The organism is Pseudomonas sp. S09G 359 (assembly GCF_002843605.1).
Lineage (GTDB): Bacteria > Pseudomonadota > Gammaproteobacteria > Pseudomonadales > Pseudomonadaceae > Aquipseudomonas.
In genome coordinates this window covers 5,988,971-6,005,960 of record NZ_CP025263.1, presented here as the reverse complement: position 1 = coordinate 6,005,960, position 16,990 = coordinate 5,988,971, and the positions used below count along the sequence as shown (strand labels likewise).

At 61.9% G+C, this 16,990-nt stretch carries 18 protein-coding genes; 13 read left to right on the top strand and 5 right to left on the bottom strand.

What is annotated here, in order from left to right; translation table 11 throughout:
- Window position 1: 1 nt before the first annotated feature.
- Window positions 2-673 carry a DNA-3-methyladenine glycosylase gene (locus CXQ82_RS27575; RefSeq protein ID WP_101273161.1) on the bottom strand — a complete coding sequence of 224 codons (672 nt, stop codon included), beginning with the start codon at window positions 671-673 and terminating at the stop codon, window positions 2-4.
- 175 nt (window positions 674-848) lie between these two features.
- On the opposite strand from CXQ82_RS27575, the gene CXQ82_RS27570 reads away from it, so the two are divergent.
- The 13 genes from CXQ82_RS27570 to CXQ82_RS27510 all read left to right on the top strand — a co-directional run bounded on the left by CXQ82_RS27570 (window position 849) and on the right by CXQ82_RS27510 (window position 13,321).
- Window positions 849-2,114 (top strand): glutamate-5-semialdehyde dehydrogenase, encoded by a 1,266-nt coding sequence (locus CXQ82_RS27570; RefSeq protein WP_101273160.1) that lies wholly within the window; start codon window positions 849-851, stop codon window positions 2,112-2,114.
- Window positions 2,114-2,758, top strand: a complete 645-nt coding sequence (gene nadD / locus CXQ82_RS27565; RefSeq protein WP_101273159.1) for a nicotinate-nucleotide adenylyltransferase — start codon at window positions 2,114-2,116, stop codon at window positions 2,756-2,758. Before CXQ82_RS27570 ends, nadD begins: the two co-directional genes overlap by 1 nt.
- A 69-nt stretch (window positions 2,759-2,827) precedes the next feature.
- Complete coding sequence (gene rsfS / locus CXQ82_RS27560) at window positions 2,828-3,322, top strand: ribosome silencing factor (RefSeq protein WP_003176298.1); 495 nt, start codon at window positions 2,828-2,830, stop codon at window positions 3,320-3,322.
- Window positions 3,323-3,331: 9 nt separating this feature from the next.
- Window positions 3,332-3,799 carry a 23S rRNA (pseudouridine(1915)-N(3))-methyltransferase RlmH gene (gene rlmH, locus CXQ82_RS27555; protein ID WP_003176297.1) on the top strand — a complete coding sequence of 156 codons (468 nt, stop codon included), beginning with the start codon at window positions 3,332-3,334 and terminating at the stop codon, window positions 3,797-3,799.
- 15 nt (window positions 3,800-3,814) lie between these two features.
- Window positions 3,815-5,716 (top strand): penicillin-binding protein 2, encoded by a 1,902-nt coding sequence (gene mrdA / locus CXQ82_RS27550; RefSeq protein WP_101273158.1) that lies wholly within the window; start codon window positions 3,815-3,817, stop codon window positions 5,714-5,716.
- Window positions 5,717-5,747: 31 nt separating this feature from the next.
- Window positions 5,748-6,851 carry a rod shape-determining protein RodA gene (gene rodA, locus CXQ82_RS27545; protein WP_050442794.1) on the top strand — a complete coding sequence of 368 codons (1,104 nt, stop codon included), beginning with the start codon at window positions 5,748-5,750 and terminating at the stop codon, window positions 6,849-6,851.
- 17 nt (window positions 6,852-6,868) lie between these two features.
- Window positions 6,869-7,879 (top strand): lytic murein transglycosylase B, encoded by a 1,011-nt coding sequence (mltB, locus tag CXQ82_RS27540; RefSeq protein ID WP_101273157.1) that lies wholly within the window; start codon window positions 6,869-6,871, stop codon window positions 7,877-7,879.
- Window positions 7,879-8,877 carry a septal ring lytic transglycosylase RlpA family protein gene (locus CXQ82_RS27535; protein WP_101273156.1) on the top strand — a complete coding sequence of 333 codons (999 nt, stop codon included), beginning with the start codon at window positions 7,879-7,881 and terminating at the stop codon, window positions 8,875-8,877. The genes mltB and CXQ82_RS27535 overlap by 1 nt, the downstream gene beginning before the upstream one ends.
- Before the next feature lie 180 nt (window positions 8,878-9,057).
- On the top strand, window positions 9,058-10,215 hold the full coding sequence (locus tag CXQ82_RS27530; RefSeq protein ID WP_065910075.1) for a D-alanyl-D-alanine carboxypeptidase family protein: 1,158 nt from the start codon (window positions 9,058-9,060) through the stop codon (window positions 10,213-10,215).
- An 84-nt stretch (window positions 10,216-10,299) separates the two neighbouring features.
- On the top strand, window positions 10,300-10,575 hold the full coding sequence (locus tag CXQ82_RS27525; RefSeq protein ID WP_015886061.1) for a DUF493 domain-containing protein: 276 nt from the start codon (window positions 10,300-10,302) through the stop codon (window positions 10,573-10,575).
- Window positions 10,575-11,222 (top strand): lipoyl(octanoyl) transferase LipB, encoded by a 648-nt coding sequence (gene lipB / locus CXQ82_RS27520; RefSeq protein ID WP_101273155.1) that lies wholly within the window; start codon window positions 10,575-10,577, stop codon window positions 11,220-11,222. Before CXQ82_RS27525 ends, lipB begins: the two co-directional genes overlap by 1 nt.
- Before the next feature lie 26 nt (window positions 11,223-11,248).
- Window positions 11,249-12,250 carry a lipoyl synthase gene (gene lipA / locus CXQ82_RS27515; RefSeq protein ID WP_057444888.1) on the top strand — a complete coding sequence of 334 codons (1,002 nt, stop codon included), beginning with the start codon at window positions 11,249-11,251 and terminating at the stop codon, window positions 12,248-12,250.
- A gap of 150 nt (window positions 12,251-12,400) precedes the next feature.
- Entirely contained in the window at window positions 12,401-13,321 is a 921-nt protein-coding gene (locus CXQ82_RS27510; protein ID WP_101273154.1) for an LD-carboxypeptidase, read from the top strand.
- A 151-nt stretch (window positions 13,322-13,472) separates the two neighbouring features.
- Here the strand turns inward: CXQ82_RS27510 and CXQ82_RS27505 are convergent, their stop codons facing one another.
- The 4 genes from CXQ82_RS27505 to lptE all read right to left on the bottom strand — a co-directional run bounded on the left by CXQ82_RS27505 (window position 13,473) and on the right by lptE (window position 16,940).
- Entirely contained in the window at window positions 13,473-14,798 is a 1,326-nt protein-coding gene (locus CXQ82_RS27505; protein WP_101273153.1) for a lytic murein transglycosylase, read from the bottom strand.
- A 61-nt stretch (window positions 14,799-14,859) separates the two neighbouring features.
- Complete coding sequence (arfA, locus tag CXQ82_RS27500; RefSeq protein ID WP_003176285.1) at window positions 14,860-15,024, bottom strand: alternative ribosome rescue factor ArfA; 165 nt, start codon at window positions 15,022-15,024, stop codon at window positions 14,860-14,862.
- Between the two features lie 233 nt (window positions 15,025-15,257).
- Window positions 15,258-16,295: a DNA polymerase III subunit delta gene (holA, locus tag CXQ82_RS27490; RefSeq protein ID WP_101273152.1), complete on the bottom strand. Its 1,038-nt coding sequence runs from the start codon at window positions 16,293-16,295 to the stop codon at window positions 15,258-15,260.
- A 39-nt stretch (window positions 16,296-16,334) separates the two neighbouring features.
- Window positions 16,335-16,940 carry an LPS assembly lipoprotein LptE gene (lptE, locus tag CXQ82_RS27485; protein ID WP_101273151.1) on the bottom strand — a complete coding sequence of 202 codons (606 nt, stop codon included), beginning with the start codon at window positions 16,938-16,940 and terminating at the stop codon, window positions 16,335-16,337.
- Window positions 16,941-16,990 lie beyond the last annotated feature (50 nt).

The window sequence follows — 16,990 nt, the reverse complement described above, 5'->3', positions numbered from 1 at the left end:
TTCAAATCAAAAAATAATCCTGGCCTTCGACCTGGCCCCTGCGCAGCGGGTTCCGCGTGCAATAAGGCGCGTAGCCAGCATCGACGAAGCGGTACATCAGGTGTTCATCGCGCCCGCTGGGGATGCCCAGGCGGGTGGTCTGGATGATCTGCGTCGGCGTCTGACCCACGTCTTCGACGTAGAGCAATTCCTGGTCAAAACGCTTGGCGTCCCACATCGGCACTTTCAGGCCCAGGGCTTTGCATAGCAGGGTCTGGCCGGCACACAGCTTCTGCGTGGGCCTGGGGCTACCATCGGCGTTCGGATTGTTCAGCAGCATCTGCGCCAGGCTGGCCGGGCCGGACACTTCGTCCACCCACGGGTAGGCCGATTTGACCAGCACGGCATTGCCCGGGCCTTGGGCGCTGAAGTTCAGCGAATCGCCGCCACGGGCGTAGTACATGTAGATGTGGCCACCATCCAGAAACAAAGCCTTACGCTTTTCTGTGTAGCCGAGTGAGGCATGGCTGCCTTTTTCGGCCACGTAATAGGCTTCGGTTTCAATAATTCGCGCTGAAAGCCAGATTTCGCCCACGCGGTGACGTATGACTTTTCCGAGCAATTCACGCGCGAGCAATTGCGCGTCTCGGTCGAAGAAGCCGTCGGGCAGGGCGCTGGAAGGGAGTTGGGGCATGGCGGTCAGAGGTAAATACGGCTAAATGTGACCGAATAATAACAACTCCCACCTTAATTACCGCTGAACCCCAGGTTTTTACAGTTCATTTCGACCATCCGCCCCTCACCGCTGTCAGTCGGGCGGCGTCACAGCTATAATCTGCCGCTTTCCTCTTTGCCAAGACTCCCTGACCATGACTGAGTCCGTTCTTGACTACATGACCCGCCTGGGTCGCGCTGCCCGTCAGGCCTCGCGGTTGATCGCCCGTGCGAGCACCGCGCAGAAGAACCGTGCCTTGCTGGCCGCCGCTGACGCTCTGGATGCTTCGCGCTCCGAGCTGGCTGCCGCCAATGAATTGGACCTGGCCAACGGCCGCGCCAATGGCCTGGAGCCAGCCCTGCTGGATCGCCTGGCGCTGACCCCGGCACGTATCGACGACATGATCGAAGGCCTGCGTCAGGTGGCCAAGCTGCCTGACCCCATCGGTGAAATTCGCGATATGCGCTACCTGCCGTCCGGCATCCAGGTGGGCAAGATGCGCGTGCCCCTGGGCGTGATCGGCATCATTTATGAGTCGCGCCCGAACGTGACCATCGACGCCGCGAGCCTGTGCCTCAAGTCGGGCAATGCGACCATCCTGCGTGGCGGTTCCGAGGCCATCAACTCTAACCGCGCCATCGCCGCTTGCATCCAGCAGGGCCTGGCTGTGGCCGAGTTGCCGGCTGAAGTGGTGCAAGTGGTGGAAACCACCGACCGCGCCGCCGTGGGCGCGCTGATCACCATGCCGGAATTTGTCGACGTGATCGTGCCGCGCGGTGGCAAGAGCCTGATCGAACGCGTGAGCCGTGATGCCAAGGTGCCAGTGATCAAGCACCTGGACGGTGTGTGTCACGTGTTTATCGACGTCGCCGCCGATATCGACAAGGCGATCCGCATCGCCGACAACGCCAAGACCCACCGCTACGCCCCGTGCAACACCATGGAAACCCTGCTGGTGCACGTCGGCATTGCCGATCGCGTGCTGCCGCCGCTGGCTGCCATCTACCGTGACAAGGGCGTCGAACTGCGTGGCTGTGAGCGCACCCGTGCGCTGCTGGGCGCGGACGTGATCGAAGCCACGGAAGAGGACTGGTACACCGAGTACACGGCGCCGATCCTGTCGATCCGTATCGTCGACGACCTGGACCAGGCCATCGAACACATCAACAAATACGGCTCCAAGCACACCGACGCCATTGTTTCCGAGCATTTCAGCGATGCGCGGCGCTTCCTCAACGAAGTGGATTCCGCTTCGGTGATGATCAACGCCTCGACGCGTTTTGCCGACGGCTTCGAGTATGGCCTGGGGGCGGAGATCGGTATCTCCACCGACAAGCTCCATGCACGCGGCCCGGTTGGCCTGGAAGGCCTGACCAGCGAGAAGTACGTGGTGTTCGGCGACGGTCATGTGCGCACTTGATGGCTAAACGCATCGGGCTGCTCGGCGGTACTTTCGACCCCGTGCACATCGGCCATTTGCGCAGTGCCCTGGAAGTCGCGGATGCCCTCGCGCTGGACGAGCTGCGCGTGATGCCCAATGCGCGGCCGCCGCATCGCGACACGCCACAGGTGTCACCGCAACAGCGCCTGGAAATGGTGCGCCTTGCCGTAGCCGGCATTCCGCCGCTGGTGGTGGACGACCGCGAACTCAAACGCGATAAACCGTCCTACACTGTCGACACCCTGGAGCTGATACGCGCCGAGTTGGCCGTAGATGACCAGTTGTTTCTGCTTTTGGGCTGGGACGCATTTTGCGGCCTGCCCTCTTGGCACCGCTGGGAGGAACTCCTCCAGCATTGCCACATCCTGGTTCTGCAACGCCCGGATGCCGACAGCGAACCGCCGGATGCCTTGCGCAACCTGCTGGCCGCGCGGTCGGTAAGTGACCCCTTGGCCCTGACCGGGCCGAACGGGAATATTGCATTCGTCTGGCAGACCCCGCTTGCGGTGTCCGCCACCCAGATCCGTCAACTGCTGGCCAGCGGTAAGTCGGTACGTTTCCTGGTGCCTGACGCGGTCCTGGCCTACATCGATGCGCACGGGCTTTACCGTGCGTCGAACTGAAAAGGCGCGCTTGAACGCACGAACAATCGTGCAGCAAGCGCCCGAACATACGAGCAAAACGAGTTTTTTATGACGAACAAAGACGTAAGCAAAGTTAAGCGCAAAGGCACCTTCAAAAGCGCACCGCTGCCGGTTGAAGCCCACGTTGGCCCGGAACTGGCTGGCGAAGAGCTGGTAAAAGTCGCCGTTGCCGCGCTGGAAGACGTTAAGGCCCAGGACATCCAGGTTCTGGACGTACGTGACAAGCAAAGCATCACCGATTTCATGATCATCGCCACCGGTACCTCCAACCGCCAGATCGGCGCGATGCTGGACAAGGTTCGCGAAGCCGTCAAAGCCCAGGGCGTCAAGCCACTGGGTGAAGAAGGCAAGGGCGACAGCGACTGGGTACTGCTGGACATGGACGACGTGATCGTTCACATGATGACCAGCAACGCTCGTCAGTTCTACGACCTGGAGCGTCTGTGGAAAGGCGCCGAGCAGAGCCGTGCCGCCGATGGCAAGCACCACAGCCCGGAAGTGGGCCACGCGCACTTCGACAAGCTCAACAAAGACCAGGAATAAGGAACGGCTGTGCGCCTGCGTCTCATTGCTGTCGGTTCACGCATGCCCAAGTGGGTGGAAGAAGGTTGGCACGAGTATGCCAAGCGTCTGCCCGCTGAGCTGTCGCTGGAACTGGTAGAGATACCGCTCAATACCCGGGGCAAGAATGCCGACGTGGCGCGCTTTATCCGTCAGGAAGGCGAAGCCATGCTGGCCAAGGTCGGCCCCAACGAGCGCATCGTCACCCTCGAAGTGCACGGCAAGCCCTGGAGCACCGAGCAATTGGCGGTGGAACTGGACCGCTGGCGCCTGGATTCGCGCACCGTCAACTTCATGGTCGGTGGCCCCGAGGGGCTGGCGCCGGAAGTCTGCGCGCGGGCGGACCAGCGCTGGTCGCTGTCGGCGCTGACGTTGCCGCACCCGTTGGTAAGGATCCTGATCGGTGAACAGCTGTATCGCGCCTGGACAGTTCTGTCCGGGCACCCTTACCACAAATAATCTGCGCCCCTCCCGATGACCCAGCCGATCCGCATCAAGGACCACGAGAAAGACGCACGTCTTGTACGCGCGCGTGTGGTATTTGGCGCGATCATGGTGGTGGCATTGCTGGGCGTGTTGATTGCGCGCCTGTATTTCCTGCAGGTGATCCAGTACGACTATCACTCCACACTTTCGGAAAACAACCGGGTGCATGTGCAGCCGATTCCGCCGACCCGTGGGCTGATTTTCGACCGCAATGGCGTGGTGGTCGCGGATAACCGCCCCAGCTTCAGCTTGAGCATGACCCGCGAGCGCTCTGGCGACTGGCAGCAGATCCTTGATGTGATCGTCGAGGTGCTGCAGCTGACCCCCGAAGACCGGGTGATCTTCGAAAAGCGCATGAAGCAGGGGCGTCGGCCATTTGAGCCGGTGCCGATCCTGTTCGAGCTGACCGAAGAGCAGATCGCGCGGATCGCGGTGAACCAGTTCCGCCTGCCGGGCGTGGAAGTGGTGGCGCAGTTGGTGCGCCACTACCCGCAAGGGCCGCACTTTGCGCATTCGGTCGGCTACATGGGGCGGATCAACGAGAAAGAGCTGAAAAGCCTTGATCCGGTCAACTACAGCGGCACCCACCATATCGGCAAAACCGGCATCGAGCGTTTCTACGAGCCGGAATTGCACGGCCAGGTGGGTTACGAGGAAGTCGAGACCAACGCCCGAGGCCGCGTCTTGCGCGTGCTCAAGCGTACCGACCCGGTGCCGGGCAAAGACATTGTGCTGAGCCTGGACATCAAGCTGCAGGAAGCGGCCGAGATGGCCTTGGGCGGTCGCCGTGGCGCCGTGGTGGCACTGGACCCGAAGACCGGCGAAGTGCTGGCAATGGTCAGCCAGCCGAGCTTCGACCCCAACCTGTTCGTGACCGGCATCAGCTTCAAGGCCTACGCCGAACTGCGTGATTCGATTGACCGGCCGCTGTTCAACCGGGTGCTGCGCGGCCTGTACCCGCCGGGTTCGACGATCAAGCCGGCGGTGGCCATTGCCGGCCTGGACGCGGGCGTGGTCACGGCCTCCAGCCGGGTGTTCGACCCGGGCTACTACATGCTGCCCAACTACGATCACAAATACCGTAACTGGAACCGCACCGGTGACGGCTATGTCGATTTGGACACCGCGATCATGCGCTCCAACGACACCTATTTTTACGACCTGGCCCACAAGCTGGGGATCGACCGCTTGTCCGCCTATATGGGCAAGTTCGGCCTCGGCCAGAAAGTCTCCCTGGATATGTTCGAAGAATCCCCAGGGTTGATGCCGTCGCGGGAGTGGAAGCGTGCGACCCGCCGCCAGGCCTGGTTCCCGGGTGAAACCCTGATTCTCGGGATCGGCCAGGGCTATATGCAGGCCACGCCCCTGCAATTGGCCCAGGCGACGGCGCTGGTGGCCAACAAAGGCCTGTGGAACCGCCCGCACCTGGCCCGGACCATCGAAGGCGAAAAGCCGGTGGATGACAACCCGATTCCGGACATTGTACTGCGCGACCCCTCTGACTGGACCAAGGTCAACCATGGCATGCAGCAAGTCATGCATGGCGCCCGTGGCACCGCGCGCAAGGCGGCCATCGGCGCGCAGTACCGCATTGCCGGCAAGAGCGGTACCGCCCAGGTGGTCGCGATCAAGCAGGGCGAGAAATATGACCGCTCCAAGGTCCAGGAACGCCACCGTGACCACGCCTTGTTTGTTGGCTTTGCGCCAGCCGACGACCCGAAGATCGTGGTGGCGGTGATGGTCGAAAACGGCGAGTCCGGCTCCGGCGTCGCAGCCCCCGTGGTGCGCCAAGTGATGGACGCCTGGCTGTTGGCCGACGACGGCAGGCTCAAGCCCGAATATGGCGGCCCCCCTTCAAGCACCACCGAGGTTACGGCCAGTGAAGAGTAATTTTGACCGCATCCTCTCCAGCGAGGATGTGATGCGTCGCCGCGCGACGTTATTGCAGCGCATGCACATTGATGGCCCGTTGCTGATCCTGCTGCTGACCCTGGCGGCCGGCAGCCTGTTCGTGCTGTATTCGGCCAGCGGCAAGAACTGGGACCTGCTGATCAAGCAGGCGTCCTCGTTCGGCCTGGGCCTGTTGTCGATGGTGGTGATCGCCCAGCTGGAGCCGCGCTTCATGGCGCGCTGGGTGCCGCTGGGGTATGTCGCCGGGGTGTTGCTGCTGGTGGTAGTGGACGTGATGGGCCACAACGCCATGGGCGCGACCCGCTGGATCAACATCCCGGGGGTAATTCGCTTCCAGCCGTCGGAATTCATGAAGATTCTGATGCCGGCCACCATCGCCTGGTACCTGTCCAAGCGCACCTTGCCGCCGCAGCTCAAGCACGTGGGCATCAGCCTCATATTGATCGGCGTGCCGTTTATCCTGATCGTGCGCCAGCCCGATCTGGGTACCTCGCTGCTGATCCTGGCCGGTGGTGCGTTCGTGCTGTTCATGGGCGGTTTGCGCTGGCGCTGGATCCTCAGCGTGCTGGCCGCCGCTGTGCCGGTGGCCGTGGCCATGTGGTTCTTCTTTATGCACGACTACCAGAAGCAGCGGATTCTCACGTTCCTCGACCCGGAAAGTGACCCGTTGGGTACCGGCTGGAACATCATCCAGTCCAAGGCCGCCATCGGTTCCGGCGGAGTATTTGGTAAGGGCTGGTTACTGGGCACCCAGTCGCATTTGGACTTTTTGCCCGAGAGCCACACCGACTTCATTATTGCGGTAATGGGCGAAGAGTTCGGCCTGGTGGGCATTTGCGCGCTGTTGCTGATCTATTTGCTGTTGATCGGGCGCGGGCTGGTGATCACCGCCCAGGCGCAGACGCTGTTCGGCAAACTGCTCGCCGGCAGCTTGACCATGACTTTTTTTGTTTACGTTTTCGTCAACATCGGTATGGTCAGTGGCCTGTTGCCGGTGGTTGGGGTGCCGTTGCCGTTCATTAGCTACGGCGGAACTTCGCTGGTGACATTGCTGTCAGCGTTTGGGGTTTTGATGTCGATTCATACGCATCGCAAATGGATCGCACAGGTTTGAATAAGGTGAAGATGTCAATGCAAGTAATGCGCGGCTGGGCGACTCGGCATGCGTCCTGGATGGGCCTGATTGGGCTGCTGGGGGCAACGCAAGAGGCGCAGGCCGGTGACTACGATGGCTCACCCCAGGTCGCCGAATTTGTCGGTGAAATGACCCGCGACTACGGTTTTGCCGGTGAACAGCTGATGGGCGTGTTTCGCGAAGCCCAGCGCAAGCAGGCGATCCTTGACGCCATCTCCCGCCCCGCCGAGCGCGTGAAGCAGTGGAAAGAATACCGCCCGATGTTCCTCACCGACGCCCGCGTGGCGCGGGGTGTGGACTTCTGGCGCCAGCATGAGGCCGTACTGGCCCGTGCCGAGCAGGAATACGGCGTGCCGGCCCAGGTGATCGTCGCGATCATCGGCATCGAAACCTTCTACGGGCGCAACACCGGCAGCTACCGGGTGATCGACGCCCTGTCGACCCTGGGCTTCGATTACCCGCCCCGCGCCGATTTCTTCCGCAAGGAGCTGCGCGAATTCCTGCTGTTGGCCCGTGAAGAACAAGTCGACCCGCTGACCCTCAAAGGCTCCTACGCCGGTGCCATGGGCCTGCCGCAGTTCATGCCGAGCAGTTTTCGCGCCTACGCGGTGGATTTCGACGGCGACGGCCACATCAATATTTGGAGCAACCCTGACGATGCCATCGGCAGCGTGGCCAGCTACTTCAAGCGTCACGGCTGGGTGGCCGGCGAGCCGGTGGTGTTGCGCGCCGATGTCAGTGGCGATCGTGTCGATGAAGGCCTGACCCAGGGCATCGAGCCGGCCAAGACGGTCGGGGAGTTGCGGGCGTTGGGCTGGTCGGGTCAGAATGCGCCACGCGATGATATGCCGGTCACGGCGTTCCGCCTCGAAGGCGAAAACGGCCCGGAATACTGGATGGGCCTGAAGAATTTTTACGCAATCACGCGTTATAACCGCAGTGTGATGTACGCCATGGCCGTGCATCAGCTGTCAGACATGCTGGTCCAAGCACGGGGCAACAAGTAATGCGGGCATCGCTGTTCAATCAACCGCTCAAGCTGGTGGCGTTCGCCGCGTTGTCCCTGCTGGTCGTCAGTTGTTCCACCAGCCGGGGGCCGGCGCAGAAGTCCGGTGGCACCGCGGTGCGTTCCCAGCCGGGCCTGGACATCAACCGCGCGCACAAAGACGGCGCGCCGTGGTGGGATGTCGATGTGTCGAAGATCCCCGACGCCACGCCGACCCTGCATACCGGCCCCTACAAGGCCAACCCGTATACGGTGCTGGGCAAGTCCTACTTCCCGTTACAAGACTCCAAGACCTACGTGCAATCGGGCACGGCGTCCTGGTACGGCACCAAGTTCCATGGCCAAAACACCGCCAACGGCGAAGTGTATGACCTGTATGGCATGAGCGCGGCCCACAAGACCCTGCCGCTGCCCAGCTATGTGCGCGTGACCAACCTGGACAACAACCGTACGGTGATCCTGCGGGTCAATGACCGTGGGCCGTTCTATTCGGACCGGATCATCGACCTGTCCTACGCCGCCGCGAAAAAACTCGGCTATGCCGAAACCGGCACCGCGCGCGTCAAGGTCGAGGGCATCGACCCGGCCCAGTACTGGGCTCAGCGTGGCAAGCCGGCGCCGTTGATGCTTAACGAGCCGCAAACGGCTCAGCCGCAAGTGACCGCCTCGACCGGCAAAATCGAACAATGGACGCCGCCGCCGGCGCAGCATGCCCCGGATACCGTAGTCGTCCCCCATGCTGCACCGGGTGCGTCGGTAGCGGGCGGCCAATACCTGCAGGTGGGCGCTTTCGCCAACCCGGATGCGGCGGAACTGTTAAGGTCCAAGCTCAGCGGTATGGTCAACGCGCCCGTCTTCATCAGCTCCATCGTGCGTAACCAGCAGACTCTGCACCGTGTGCGCATGGGCCCGATCAGCTCGCCGAGCGAAGTCGCGCAAGTACAGAACAGCGTGCGCCTGGCCAACCTGGGGCAACCCAGCGTGGTCACCGCCGAATAAAAAAGCATTGATGGTTCGGGTTCGCATGCGCGCCTGAGCCGTGGTTGTTGGCTCGTTGAACAATAAAAACCCAGGGGCAAGGGGTGAGCGGGCAACCGAACACGTGACAGTCTGGTAGCGGGCTGTCTGAATAAGTTTTGCCCGCGAGGGCAAGTTTCCATAAGCAATTTCGAGAGACGGATGAACATCACCACCTTAGCCAAACGCACGTGCCTGCTTCTTTCGCTGATCATCACCCCGGCCGCCTGGGCGGTTGAAATGGTGCCGGCTTCCCCGCAACTGGCTGCCAAGGCCTGGGTCCTCATGGATGCCGCCAGCGGCAACGTGCTGGTCGAGAACAACGGTGACCAGCGCCTGCCACCCGCCAGCCTGACCAAGCTGATGACCGCCTACATCGCGACCCTGGAAATCCGTCGCGGCCAGATCGGCGAGAACGACCCGGTGACCGTCAGCGAAAACGCTTGGCGTACCGGCGGTTCGCGCATGTTCATCAAGGTCGGTTCGCAAGTCACCGTAAGTGACCTGCTGCACGGCATCATCATCCAGTCCGGCAACGACGCCAGCGTAGCCCTGTCCGAGCACATCGCCGGCAGCGAAGACGCGTTCGCCGACATGATGAACAAAACCGTGGCTGACCTGGGCATGACCAACAGCCACTTCATGAACCCGACCGGTCTGCCGAACCCTGAGCACTACTCGTCGGCTCACGACATGGCGATCCTGGCGCGCGCAATCATCCGCGTTGACCCGGTGCACTACGCGATCTACTCCCAGAAGGAGTTCTTCTGGAACAACATCAAGCAACCTAACCGCAACCTGCTGCTGTGGCGTGACAAGACCGTCGACGGTCTGAAAACCGGCCACACCGAAGAAGCCGGCTACTGCATGGTGTCGTCCGCTGTACGTGACGGCCAACGCCTGATCGCCGTAGTGTTCGGTACCAACAGCGAGCAGGCCCGTGCGGCCGAGACGCAAAAACTGCTGACCTACGGTTTCCGCTTCTTCGAAACCCAGACCTTCTATCAGAAGGGTGCCGAACTGGCGACCGCGCCGGTTTGGAAAGGCGCAACCTCGCAAGTCAAGGCCGGCCTGGCTGAAGACCTGACCCTGACCATGCCTAAAGGCCAGCTGAAAAAGCTCGCTGCCAGCATGACCATGAACCCGCAACTGGTTGCACCTATCGCCAAGGGCGACGTGATCGGTAAAGTCGAAGTGAAGCTGGACGACAAGGTGGTGCACAGCGCCGACCTGATCGCGCTGGACGCCGTCGACGAAGGTGGTATCTTCCGCCGCGTGTGGGATAGCATCCGTCTATTCTTCTACAGCTTGTTCAACTGATAGTGTGCACCTGCAAAGCCCCGCGTTGATCCGACGCGGGGCTTTGCCCGTCGCCACGGCTTACGCTTACGAGGCCGTTACGCCATGACCGATAAAGAAGTAAAGGCGCCAAAGATCGAATTCCCGGTGGTGGATTACCCCATCAAGGTGATCAGCGATACCGGTGTCGGCCGTAAAGACCTGATCCTTGAGATCGTGCGTAAACACGCGACGATCAACGATCAGCGCGTGGATGAGCGATCCAGCTCTACCGGCAAATACACCACGATCCAGTTGCACATCGTTGCGACGGATCAGGACCAGCTCTACAACATCAACAGCGAACTGCGGGCTACCGGCTTCGTGCACATGGTGTTGTGATGTCACCGGTCCTGGGCTTTCGCGAGCTCGGCCAGATGGCCTATGAGCCTGTCTGGCACGCCATGCAGCGCTTCACTAATGAGCGCGGCAGCTCGGCCCCCGATGAGATCTGGCTGGTGGAACACCCGCCGGTATTCACCCAGGGCCAGGCCGGCAAGGCTGAACATCTGTTGCTGCCGGGGGATATTCCGGTGGTGCAGGTCGACCGAGGTGGTCAAGTGACTTACCATGGCCCCGGTCAACTGGTGGCTTATCTCTTGCTGGATGTGCGCAAGCTGGGTTTTGGCGTGCGCGACCTGGTAAGCCGCATGGAGACGTGCCTCATCGAGCTGCTGGCCAGTTACGGCGTGACCGCCGCGGCCAAGCCCGATGCACCCGGTGTGTATGTGGATGGCGCGAAAATCGCGTCCCTCGGTTTGCGGATCCGCCACGGTTGTTCGTTTCATGGCCTGGCCCTGAACGTAGACATGGACCTGGCGCCGTTTCGACGGATCAACCCGTGCGGTTACGCCGGGCTGGCGATGACCCAACTGAGCGACCATGCCACACCGATTAAATTTGCCGAGGTAAGTGCCCGGCTGCGCGCGCAGCTCGTCAAACACCTCGACTATGCTGAGCAGACGACCCTTACGGGCGGAATCGACTGATTATGACTACTGATGCAGTGCAAACCATGATCCCGACGCTGGACATCACCGAGCGTCCGGCCCCGGCCCCGCGTGCCAAGGTGGAAGCCGGCGTCAAGCTGCGTGGCGCCGAGAAGGTTGCACGCATCCCGGTGAAGATCATTCCGACCACCGAACTGCCGAAAAAGCCTGACTGGATCCGCGTGCGCATCCCGGTTTCGCCGGAAGTCGACCGTATCAAGGCCCTGCTGCGTAAGCACAAGCTGCACAGCGTGTGCGAAGAAGCCTCGTGCCCGAACCTGGGTGAGTGCTTCTCCGGCGGCACCGCCACCTTCATGATCATGGGTGACATCTGCACCCGTCGTTGCCCGTTCTGCGACGTCGGCCACGGCCGGCCGAAGCCACTGGACGTCAACGAGCCGGAAAGCCTGGCCATCGCCATCGCCGACCTGAAACTCAAATACGTGGTCATCACCTCGGTAGACCGCGACGACCTGCGCGACGGCGGTGCCCAGCACTTTGCCGACTGCATCCGCGAGATCCGCAAGCTGTCGCCGAACGTGATGCTTGAAACCCTGGTGCCGGACTACCGTGGCCGTATGGACGTGGCGCTGGAAATCACCGCCGCCGAGCCACCGGATGTGTTCAACCACAACCTGGAAACCGTGCCGCGCCTGTACAAGGCCGCGCGTCCAGGTTCGGACTACCAGTGGTCGCTGACCCTGCTGCAGAAGTTCAAGCAGATGATGCCGCACATTCCGACCAAATCCGGCCTGATGCTGGGCCTGGGCGAAACCGATGAAGAAGTGATCGAAGTCATGAAGCGCATGCGCGAACACGACATCGACATGCTCACCCTGGGCCAGTACCTGCAACCGTCCCGCAGCCACTTGCCGGTGCAGCGTTTCGTGCACCCGGACACCTTCGCCTGGTTCGCCGAGGAAGGCTACAAGATGGGCTTCAAGAACGTGGCATCGGGCCCGCTGGTACGTTCCTCGTATCACGCCGACGAGCAGGCCAAGCTGGTCAAGGCAAGCCTGGTTTCGTAATAAATCTGCGTAACACTGCAGATCCAATAATGTGGGAGGGGGCTTGCCCCCGATAGCAGGGTGTCAGGCACTTATCTGTCACTGATACACCGCTATCGGGGGCAAGCCCCCTCCCACATTTCGTTCAGCGCTGATTAGGGAGAATCGTGGATGACCACTGCCGTACCTGCTTTGCGAGCCGAAGGCACCATCGGCCTGATCGCCCCCGCCGGCCCCGCCGCGCTGGACGTGGAAAAAGCCGGGCAATGGATGCGTGCGCGTGGCTACGAGCTTCGGATTTTCGGCGGTGTGTACGAGCGCGACGGCTACCTCGCGGGCAGCGACAAGGTGCGCCTGCATGACCTGCACGCGGCCTTCGCCGACCCTGAAATCGACGCGATTTTCTGCCTGCGCGGCGGCTACGGTACGCCACGCTTGCTCGATCGCGTGGACTTCGACCTGCTGCGCGCCAATCCCAAGCCGTTCGTGGGCTACAGCGACATCACCGCCTTGCACCTGGCGATCAGCCGCTACGCCGGTTTCGTGACCTTCCACGGGCCGATGCTGAATGCCGACCTGCTGGGCGACAAGCAACCACCCACGGAGTCCTCGTTGTTCAGCCTGCTGCGCGGCCAGCTGGGTGCCGGCAGCGTGTTGGCGCACCCGGTGGCCTACCCGTTGACCACGATTGAGCCTGGCATCGCCTGTGGGCGCTTGCTGGGGGGGAACCTGTCGATGATCGCGGCGGTGATGGGCACCGACTACGAAATCGACGCCGACGGCATCATCCTGTTTATCGAAGACGTCAACGAGCCGATCTACCGGATTGACCGTCTGCTGACCCACCTGCGTTTGGCGGGCAAGCTTGAGCAGATCGCCGGTGTGCTGGTGGGGGATGTGGCCGGTGTGGATAACGCTGTATTGGAGCGCCTGCTGAAGCAGACCTTCGAACCGTTGCGCATCCCGGTGCTGTCCGGTTGGCGCAGTGGGCATTGCGACCCGAACCTCACACTGCCGATGGGCGCGTTGGTGCAGCTGGATGCGGGGGAGCAGCGGCTGGTGCTGGAGCAGGATGTGGTGTTCAAACCTTAGCGGCTGTGGCGAGCGGGCTTGCCCGCGTTGGGCTGCGAAGCAGCCCTAAAACCGGACACCGAATTCTTTCAAGAAAATCGCGCCGGCTCTATTGGGGCTGCTTCGCGGCCCAACGCGGGCAAGCCCGCTCGCCACAACAGCGGCCTGCCAATCAGCGGTTCTGCAGCGACTCCAGCAACTTCACCGTCGGATACCCATCCGCCGGCCAGCCCAGCGCTTGTTGCGCCGCGCGAATCGCCTTGCGCGTATTGGCGCCGATAATCCCGTCCGGGTTGCCCGCGTCATAGCCATTGGCGCTCAGTGCCGTCTGCAGGTCCATGCGCTGGGAACGACTCAGCGGCAGCTCGTCCTTGGGCCAGTCACCACGAATCACACCAGCGCCGCCAAACCGCTCCGACAGCAGGCCCACGGCCAGGGCGTAGGACGACGAGTTGTTGTACTTGAGGATCGCGCGGAAGTTATCCAGCACCAGGAACGCCGGGCCACGGTAGCCGGCCGGCAGCAGCAGGGCGGCAGACAGTTGGTCGACGTTCGGCGGCATGCTGGCGCCCGGTGGCAGCTGGATGCCCAGCTTCAGCCACTCAGCCACGCTTTTGCGGATACCGCCATCGGCCAGGGCGTAGTCGAAGTTTGCCGGCAGTTGCTTCACTTCAAAGCCCCACGGCTGGCCTTTCTGCCAGCCGGAGCTTTGCAGGTAGTGAGCGGTGGAGGCGAGCGCGTCGGCCGGGCTGTTCCAGATGTCGCGGCGACCGTCGCCATCGAAATCCACCGCGTGGGTGTTGTAGGTGGTCGGGATGAACTGGGTCTGGCCCATGGCGCCGGCCCAGGAGCCCTTCATCTGGTCAGCCTGGATATCGCCATGCTGGATGATCTGCAGCGCCGCCAACAATTGCGCCTGGGCAAAGGCCGGGCGACGGCCTTCATAGGCCAGGGTCGCGAGCGAGCGAATCACCGAGTTGTTGCCTTGGAACTGGCCGAAGTTACTCTCCATGCCCCACACCGAAACCAGCGCCTGGCGGTCGACGCCATAGCGCTGTTCGATGCTTTGCAGGATGTCGGCGTACTTGATCAGCAGCGCCTGGCCATTGCGCACGCGCACCGGCGACAGGGCGCCGTCGAGGTATTCCCACACCGGGCGGGAAAATTCCGGCTGGCTGCGGTCGGCGCGGATCACCGCCATATCGGGGGTGACATTGGCAAATGCGTTATCGAAAACAGCGGCGGTGATGCCCGCTTGCAAGGCTTGCACGCGAAAGCCAGCCTGCCATTCGGCAAAGGTCTGGGTCGGTTGGATATCAAGATTGTCCACGGCCAGCGGGGCCACGACAGCGGGCGCTACCACCGGGGCGGTCTGCAGCGTCGGCAGGGGTTGAGCGTCGGCGGCGGTGGGTTTTTCCGCGCAGGCGACTAACAGAATGAGGCTGGAGGCAGCGATCAATTGGCGAAAATGCCAACGACGGGAAAGACTAGAGGGCATGCACAGGTCCAGGGATTACAAATCAGGTGCAGACCTTATCATGCCAGAGGGGCGCTTGCCTTCAGGCAGCCAGAAAGTAAGAAGCCTCCCAGCTATTAGACTGGAAGGCTTCGCGGCGGTAGCTGCCTTTGCCCTTGCCGGCGCGTTCCTGACGGCTGCGGAACAGTGGCTGGGCGATGATGGATTTGGCCTTGTTGGGGCCATGCTTGGATGGCTTTTTGCTCATGGTCGGTACTCTCGTGGGGTGGGTGGAACGGCGCAAATGATCTGCCGAAGCTGCGCCGCTGTAAAGCCCGGCGATGCGTAGGAATTTTAGAGGGTCTGAATGGGGACACGGTCAAAAAGTGGGAGCGGGCTTGCTCGCGAAAGCGCCGTGTCAGTCACTGTATAGGTCGACTGAGCCACTGCATTCGCGAGCAAGCCCGCTCCCACATGGGGGCTGTGTTTTTTTTTAAACAGTTATTCGGCAGGCAATGTCAGGCGCTGACCAGACATCAAAAGTGACAAACGGCTCAAGCTCATCCACGGCGAGCCGGCGGCCTGGCCCTTGATCTGTGCATCGATGCGCTGCGCTTCCAGCAACAGTTGTGCCCAGCGCTGCGCCGAGTGCCGTTGCAGGGCTTTGCTCATCAGGGGTTTGCGCTTGTCCCACACGGGCGGCCGGGCCTGGCTGAAACACTTGTCCAGCGGAATGCTCTGGCTGAATTGCAACGAAATATTGGCCAGTACCCGTAGCTCACGGGCCAGGGCCCAGAGAATCACCGGTGGCTCCACACCTTCGCCGCGCAGGCCTTCGAGCATGCGCAGGGCGTGGGCCGGCTCGCCATTGAGGATCGCATCCACCAGCCCGAACACGTCAAAGCGTGCACTGTCGGCCACGGCGCCCTGGACGGTTTCGACGGTGATCTGCCCGTCTTCAGCCATCAGCTTGAGCTTTTCGATCTCCTGGGCGGCGGCAAGCAAGTTGCCCTCGACCCGGGCGGCGATCAGCTCTACGGCGTCTTGAGTCGCAGACAACCCCGCTTGCGACAGGCGTTGGCGAATCCACTGCGGCAGCTGGTTGCTGTCCACCGGCCAGATCTGGATGAACTGGGTTTGCGCCCCTTCCACCAGGGCCTTGCCCCATTTGGTCTTCTGCGCACTGCCGTCGAGTTTGGGCAGGCTGATCAACAGCACCGTGTCTTCGGCAGGGCGTGAGCAGTATTCCATCAGGGCTGCGGCACCCTTGTCACCGGGCTTGCCTGACGGCAGGCGCAGTTCCAGCAGGCGCTTTTCGGCAAACAACGACATGCTCGCCCCGGCTTGCAGCAGCGTACCCCAGTCAAAACTGGCGTCGGCGCTGAACACCTGGCGTTCATCGAAGCCTTGCTGGCGGGCGGCGTTGCGGATGGCGTCGGCGGCTTCCTGGCACAGCAGCGGGTCATCACCGCTGACAATGTAGACGGGCGCGAGGCCACCTTGCAGGTGTTTGGCGAGTTGGGCGGGGGCGAGTTTCATAGGCAGGGCGAACGGGGCGCTTTGGGCGCCCCGTCTGGCTTACTCGACAGGTACTTCAACAGGCGATTGTTTCGGCGTGTTGTCTTCGTACTCTTTGGCGGCTTTCAGCGCGTCGGCATCGGCCTTGGCCTTGTCGTCAGCGCGTTGCTGCAAGGTTTCAAGTTGTTCCGGGGTCAGCATCTGCAGGCGCAAGACCATGCGCTGCACCAGCTCGCGACGCATTTCCTTTTGTACCTGGATGATTTCGGAGTCCGAACCCACCAGGTTGTTGCCGTCGTGGCTGACGATTTTTTGCACCTGGATGGTGTCACTCATCAATGGCAGGTGATCGCGGCCCTGGATTTCGAAGGTCAGCGCGTTGCTCACTTCTACATCGGAAGCGCGGCCGGCGCTGGCATAGCTCAGGTTACGCTGGGTTTGTTTTTCGTTGGCCAGGAACAGCTTGTAGGTCGCGCCTGTGTAAACGTGAACGCCGCTGTTTTCCAGGACCTGACGCAGCTGCGTCACGGTTTCGCTATAGGCATCGCGCGCGCTGACGTCCAGCTCCTTGATCGCCATGTTATAGGTGCCGGTACCGCGCAGCTGGAAGCCGCAAGCGCTCAACAGCACGGCAAGGCCCATAACCAGCAAATTGCGTTTGATCATTTTGTTGCTCCCCTTGAAACCATGTGGGCCTTATCGAGGCCCTGAAGGCT